4 protein-coding genes are annotated in these 5,962 nt (G+C 71.2%); 3 read left to right on the forward strand and 1 reads right to left on the reverse strand.

The window, feature by feature from the left end:
• Window positions 1-134: 134 nt before the first annotated feature.
• Both ACJA3G_RS27715 and ACJA3G_RS27720 read left to right on the forward strand, forming a co-directional pair.
• The gene (locus ACJA3G_RS27715) at window positions 135-1,589 is read left to right on the forward strand and encodes an NAD(P)/FAD-dependent oxidoreductase (RefSeq protein WP_406555770.1); all 1,455 of its coding nucleotides are present in this window, start codon (window positions 135-137) and stop codon (window positions 1,587-1,589) included.
• A 102-nt stretch (window positions 1,590-1,691) separates the two neighbouring features.
• A complete protein-coding gene (locus tag ACJA3G_RS27720) occupies window positions 1,692-3,341 on the forward strand; it encodes a SpoIIE family protein phosphatase (RefSeq protein WP_406555771.1) in 1,650 nt (549 codons plus the stop codon).
• A 15-nt stretch (window positions 3,342-3,356) separates the two neighbouring features.
• On the opposite strand, the gene ACJA3G_RS27725 is transcribed toward ACJA3G_RS27720, so the two are convergent.
• Complete coding sequence (locus ACJA3G_RS27725) at window positions 3,357-4,634, reverse strand: MFS transporter (protein WP_406555772.1); 1,278 nt, start codon at window positions 4,632-4,634, stop codon at window positions 3,357-3,359.
• A 152-nt stretch (window positions 4,635-4,786) separates the two neighbouring features.
• Between ACJA3G_RS27725 and ACJA3G_RS27730 the strand changes: the two genes are divergently transcribed.
• A complete protein-coding gene (locus tag ACJA3G_RS27730; RefSeq protein WP_371653871.1) occupies window positions 4,787-5,362 on the forward strand; it encodes a MarR family winged helix-turn-helix transcriptional regulator in 576 nt (191 codons plus the stop codon).
• Window positions 5,363-5,962 lie beyond the last annotated feature (600 nt).

A 5,962-nucleotide genomic window follows, 5' to 3' on the forward strand; every position in this document is an offset into this window, starting at 1 on the left:
ACCCCCATCTCCCCGCCCTGACCTGCGTATTCACCCCGAACGACGAATATTTGGCCGACCGGTTCCGGCCACATCCGTCAGTCACACAATTTGCCGGGCCTGTGGACAAACACCGGCGTCCGTTGCCTCATGGGATGGTGAAGGCTGCGATCAATCGGGGGTCGAGCCCCGAACCACCGCCCGGCACGCGCATTCTCGTCGTCGGCGGCGGCTACGTCGGGATGTACACGGCGCTGCGTCTCCAGCGTGAGCTCAGAGCGCAGTTGCGCGACGGCCGGGTGCGTATCACCGTGGTCGCCCCGGACCCGTACATGACGTACCAGCCGTTCCTGCCGGAGGCCGCCGCCGGGTCCATCTCGCCCCGCCATGTCGTGGTGCCGCTGCGCCGCGTCCTGGACCGCTGCCACATCGTCATCGGCGAGGCCAGAAGCATCGACCACGCCGCGCGCACCGCCACCGTCACCACCCTCGCCACCGAGGAGGAGGGCAGCGGGCCGGTCGAGATCGGCTACGACGAGCTGGTCCTGGCGCCCGGCTCCATCTCCCGCACCCTCCCGGTCCCGGGCCTGGCCGACTACGCCATCGGCTTCAAGACCGTCGAAGAAGCGATCGGCCTGCGCAACCACGTCATCGAGCAGATGGACATCGCCTCCTCCACCCGCGACCCGGCCGTCCGCGACGCCGCCCTCACCTTCGTGTTCGTGGGCGGCGGCTACGCGGGCGTGGAGGCGCTCGCCGAGCTGGAGGACATGGCCCGCTACACCGCGCGGTACTACCACAACATCAAGCCCGAGGACCTGAAGTGGATCCTCGTGGAGGCCAGCGACCGCATCCTGCCCGAGGTCGGCGAGGAGATGGGCCGGTACGCCATCCGGGAGCTGCGGGGCCGCAACATCGACGTACGGCTGGAGACCCGTCTCGACTCCTGCGAGAACCGGGTCGCCGTCCTCAGCGACGGCTCCCGCTTCCCCACCCGTACGGTCGTGTGGACCGCCGGCGTCAAGCCCGCGCCGCTGCTCGCCGCCACCGATCTGCCGCTCAACGAGCGCGGTCGCCTCAAGTGCACCGCCGAGCTCCAGGTGGAGGGCGCCGAGCACGCCTGGGCGGCCGGGGACGCCGCCGCCGTGCCGGACGTCACCGCCGAGGAGAAGGACAAGGAGTGCGCGCCCAACGCGCAGCACGCGGTGCGCCAGGCCAGGACGCTCGCCGAAAACGTCGCCGCGTCCTTGGAAGGACGCCCTCTGAGCGAGTACGCGCACAAGTACGTGGGCTCGGTGGCCTCGCTCGGTCTGCACAAGGGCGTCGCCCATGTCTACGGCCGGAAGCTCAAGGGCTACCCGGCCTGGTTCATGCACCGCGCCTACCATCTGAGCCGGGTGCCGACCTTCAACCGCAAGGCGCGCGTGCTCGCCGAGTGGACGCTCGCGGGCCTGTTCAAACGCGAGATCGTCTCGCTCGGCTCGCTGGAGCATCCGCGCGCGGAGTTCGCCCTCGCGGCGGGCGGCGGGCCGGCCAAACCCGGCCCCGGGCCCGGCCCCGGACCGGGACACGGACCGAAGCCCCACGAGCCCGGCGGCAAGGAGAACTGACGGTTGTCAGTGCCGTCCGTCACACTGGACGTGTGACCATAGGTGGGCCCACACCTGCACAGAGTGACCCAGCAGCCAGCGACACATGAGGCCAAGAGATCCGTGAACTTCACGCGTTGGAGCGCCCGGCTCCCCGGTACGCAGCGCCGCGCCGCCGCACGGACCGACCGGGGCTCCGTGCCCGCCGCGCGCGGTGAGTCCGGGCCGGGGACCGACACCTGGCTGGACGGGGACGAGGCGGACCACCCCGCCCCCGTCCTGGAAGAGCTGTCGGTGCGCCGGCTCCTCGCCCAGATCCCGGCCCTCGCCGCTCTGGTCTACGGACCGGAGCACCGCGTGGCGTTCGTCAACGACGCGTACGCCGCCACCTTCGGCCCCCGCCCCCTGGGCGTGCCCGCCGCCAGGGCGCTGCCCGAGCTGGACGAGCTGGGTCTGCTGCCCCTGATGGACCAGGTCCTGCGCAGCGGCAAGCCGCGTACGGTCAAGTCCCGCAAGGCCCAGGGCGGCGGGTCGTACACGGTCACCTGCACCCCGGTCGACATCCCCGCGCACGGGGACGGAGGCGGCGGGGTGCTCGTCTTCGCCGCCGACGTCACCGACCACGCCGAGGCCGCCGAACGGCTGCGCGCCAGCGAGCGCCGCCACCGCGAGACGGCAGTGACGCTCCAGCGCTCCCTGCTCCCGCAGGAGCTGGAGCAGCCCGACGACCTGCGCGTCGCCTGTACGTACCAGCCGGGCGGCACGGACGCGGCGGTCGGCGGCGACTGGTACGACGTGATCACCCTGGGCGCCGGGCGCACCGCGCTGGTGATCGGGGACGTGATGGGGCGCGGGGTGCGCGCGGCGGCCGTGATGGGCCAGCTCCGCACGGCGGTGCGGGCGTACGCGCGCCTGGACCTGCCCCCGCACGAGGTGCTCCAGCTGCTCGACGGCCTGGCCGCCGAGATCGACGCCAGCCAGATCGCCACCTGCGTCTACGCGGTCCACGACCCCAACGAGGGCCGCCTGGAGTACGCGTCGGCGGGCCATCTGCCCCTCCTCGTACGCCACGCGGACGGCAGCGTGCACCGCGCGGCGGACCCGACCGGCCCTCCACTGGGCACCGGCGGCTGGGTGCACACCTCGGGCACCATCGACCTGCCGCCCGGCGCGACCGCCGTCCTCTATACGGACGGTCTGGTCGAGCGCAGGGGGGAGGACATCGACGAGGGCGTCGCCGCCCTGGAGCGCGCGCTGTCCGGCGCTGTCGGCACCCCGCAGGTCGTCTGCGACCGGCTGATCCGCTCGCTCGGGGTGACCGCCGAGCACGACGACGACGTGGCGGTGCTGGTCCTCCAGCACCCGGCGCGCACCGGCCCGGACGCCGAGCTGTTCCACAACGCGGCGCTCGACCTGCTCGGCGGCATCGAAGCCGCGCCACGCGCGCGTGCCTTCGCGTCCGGGGTCCTGGCCTCCTGGCGCTTCCCGGTGGAGCTGCGCGACCTGGGCGTCCTGGCGGCGAGCGAGCTGGTGGCGAACTCGCTCCAGCACGGCACCCCGCCGATGCGGCTGCGCCTGCGCCGCACCGACCGCCGACTGATCATCGAGGTGACGGACGGCGACGACCATCTGCCGCGCCGCCGCCGCGCCGAGCCCGGGGACGAGTCGGGACGAGGCATCTCGATCATCGCGACGATCGCCTCGTCCTGGGGCTCGCGCCGCACTCCGGGCGGCGGCAAGGCGGTGTGGTGCGAATTCGCCCTGCCGGACTGAGGCCGGCGGGGCGGCTCAGGCCGCCGCGCCGACCTGCTCGCTCCTGTGCACCGCGACCACCCGAGAGGGGGCAGCGAGCGCCGGCTGGTCCTGCGCGGGCGTCAGCCGCCGGCCGAGCCGCAGCGCCAGCACGCTGATCCCGAGCGAGAACAGGATGAACGTCACGATGTACGGGCCGTGCAGCGTGGCACCCATGGGCCCGCCCACGAACGGACCGAGCGCCAGCGCCATCTGCTTGACCAGCGCGAACGCCGAGTTGTACTGACCGACCATCGCCTCCGGCGCCAGATCGGCGACCAGCGGAGCCACGGTCGGCGACAGCATCGCCTCACCGAGCCCGAAGAGCCCGTACGTGGAGACGAAGGCGGCGGTCGCCATGGTCTGGCTGCCGTGGCCGAGCCCCGCGTACCCGGCGAAGAGCCAGGCCACGGTCCAGATGAGCCCCACGGACGCGATGACGCGGCTGCGGCGGCGGCGCTCGACGAAGCGCAGCACCAGGAACTGGGCGACCACGATGACGGCGGTGTTGGCGGCGAGCGCGAAGCCCAGGGCCGACGGGTCGATCCCGGCGGCCTCGGTGCCGTACGCCGCGAGCCCCGACTCGAACTGCCCGTAGCAGGCGAAGAACAGCACGAACCCGAGGACGCAGAGCTGGAGCATGGCGCGGTCCGCGAGCACGGCCTTCAGCCCGCCGCCGCCCTGGGCGCGCTTGGGACGGGCGTCCGCGATGGCCGCGTTGCGCGGCAGCTTCACGGAGAGCGCGATCGCGGCGAGGACCAGGAACATCCCGGCCTCGATGGCGAAGAGCAGGGTGAAGGACGCCGGACGGCTCTCGTCGACGATCTGGCCGCCGAAGAGCCCGCCGATGCCGAGCCCGAGGTTCTGCAGGAAGAACTGCATGGCGAAGGCACGGGTACGGGAGGTGGGCCCCGAGGACCACACGATCATGGTGGCGAGCGCCGGCTGCATGACCGCGGTGCCCGCGCCGAGCAGCGCGGCGGAGCCGAGGACGGCGGGAAGGCTGTTCGCGAGCCCCAGGGACAGCGCGCCCACAGCGGCCGTCACGGCGGCGCCGACCAGGACGGGCAGGGGACCGCGCCGGTCGATGACCCGGCCGGTGAAGAGCAGCGCCACGAGCGCGGCCAGGGCGAAGACGCCGAGAACGATCCCGGCCCAGAAGGAGCCGAGCCCTCGCACCGTCGCCACGTAGAGGTACAGATACGGAACGGTGAACCCGAGTCCGAACGCGCTCAGCGCGTTCCCCGCCTGGATCCGGCGCATCGCCGCGCCCATCACCTTGGTCACACTCACCACCTTGAGATCTCGAAGTGGAAGTACTCGAACCTGAAGGTCTCAGGTGCGAAGACTTCAACACTAAAGTTAGAACCTCAACAATACACACTCAAGGACTTAGATGCCAACGCGTCCCGTGCGATACTCGCGGCATGGCTGAGACCACCGAGCGCGGCGGGCCCACCGGCCCAGCCGGCCCCGAGGAGCCGACCCTCGACGAGCAGATCGCGGCGTACCAGCGCGAGTTCCGCGACCTCGACCCCCAGGTGGAGAAGGTCGTCTCCGCCCTGGGGCGGCTGAACCGGCGCATGAACGTGGCGTACGGACGCCAGGTCGCCGCGCTGGGCATCAGCAACGCCGAGTGGGAGGTCCTGAAGACCCTCGTCCTCGCGGGCAAGCCGTACCGGCTGGGCCCGGGCGAGCTGGCCAAGCGCCTCGGCCTCACCCCCGCCGCGATGACCCACCGCATCGACCGCATGGCGGGCGAGGGCCTGGTCACCCGCGACCGCGACGAGAGCAACCGGGTGCGGGTCATCGTCGAGCTGACCGACGAGGGGCGCACGAAGTGGCTGGAGGCCATGCAGATGGCCACCGACTTCGAGGAGGACCTGCTCCAGGACCTCACCCCCGACGAGCGCGGGGCACTGGGCGAGATGCTCATCCGCCTGCTGCGCCGGGTGGAGCACGCCCAGCCGGACGCGGGCGGACGCCTCACCGACCTGGACTGAGGCCGGACTTGAGGGGGGTTGACACCGCCTTCCCCCGCGCGTAAGGTTCTTCGAGTTGTCACGGAGCCGGAACGGTTCTGCGACAGCCGTCCGCCGCAGATCCGCGGCAACCCAACTCCGCACGACCTCCCGATCGGGATGAATTTCGGCATGCCGAATTCTTTTCGAAGGGGGCTGGACGGATCGGATGGAACGGCCGGGCCCGATTAGGAGCCGACCGGGGAATCCGCTAGGGTTTGAGACGTCGGAACGGCCCAACAGCCGGGAAGACAAACCGACTTGACCCGGGAGACCGGAAATCAGGCCCGAAAGGATCTGATAGAGTCGGAACCGCCGGAAAGCCGAAAGGCCGGAAAGCGAATCCCGCCGACAGGGAATCGGACACGAAAGAGTCTGATAGAGTCGGAAACGAAGGAAGCGCCCGGAGGGCCCGGAAACGGGAACGAAGGAAGCGTCCGTACCTTGAGAACTCAACAGCGTGCCAAAAGTCAACGCCAGATTGACAACCCCGGCCTGCCAGTGATGGTGGGTTGGAGGTTCCTTTGAAAAGTCCTGCCGGCCCTTGTGGCGGGTAGGCAACAACACAGCGAGGACGCTGAG

The organism is Streptomyces sp. YS-3 (assembly GCF_045257485.1).
GTDB lineage: Bacteria > Actinomycetota > Actinomycetes > Streptomycetales > Streptomycetaceae > Streptomyces.

What these genes read in the sequence shown, in the direction of transcription:
- ACJA3G_RS27715 (WP_406555770.1), top strand. Translation starts at nt 135, where the DNA reads ATGGTGAAGGCTGCGATCAATCGGGGGTCGAGCCCCGAACCACCGCCC.
- ACJA3G_RS27725 (WP_406555772.1), bottom strand. Translation starts at nt 4,634, where the DNA reads ATGGGCGCGGCGATGCGCCGGATCCAGGCGGGGAACGCGCTGAGCGCG.
- ACJA3G_RS27730 (WP_371653871.1), top strand. Translation starts at nt 4,787, where the DNA reads ATGGCTGAGACCACCGAGCGCGGCGGGCCCACCGGCCCAGCCGGCCCC.